Origin of the sequence: Bacillus sp. AFS041924, assembly GCF_002577195.1 — a bacterium.
Lineage (GTDB): Bacteria > Bacillota > Bacilli > Bacillales > Bacillaceae_G > Gottfriedia.
Genome location: NZ_NULG01000074.1, coordinates 1 through 311, shown reverse-complemented (window position 1 = coordinate 311; position 311 = coordinate 1). Strand labels below are relative to the sequence as shown.

At 35.0% G+C, this 311-nt stretch carries 1 protein-coding gene; it reads right to left on the bottom strand.

Features of this window, described 5'->3' with window-relative positions; all coding sequences use genetic code 11:
* Positions 1 to 107: 107 nt before the first annotated feature.
* Positions 108 to 311: hypothetical protein (locus COC46_RS22285; RefSeq protein ID WP_176545183.1), on the bottom strand; the 204-nt coding region annotated here is incomplete at its 5' end.

The following is a 311-nucleotide window of genomic DNA, read 5'->3' as shown; positions in this document are numbered from 1 at the left end:
TAAAATTTGCAACTACGTCGCCCCCTTCGTCGCTTAAATTTATACTTTTTTAATGTGAAATAAAAAAAAGACGATTAGAAATAAATCGTCTTTTTAAATAAATTTTTTTATTGTTCATCTTCCTCAAAATACGGTACTCCGTATGAAGACTGGTTTTGAGCATAAGGAGTAAATAATTGCGAATTTGGATCAAAATAAGGTTCTGATGCATCACGATACATTGGTGTATTAGGTCCAGTAGCGTATGGTGAAACAACTGGTCCGTTACCTTGGAACTTTGGATAGTCGGTAGCTGGCATTGTTTGTGGGAA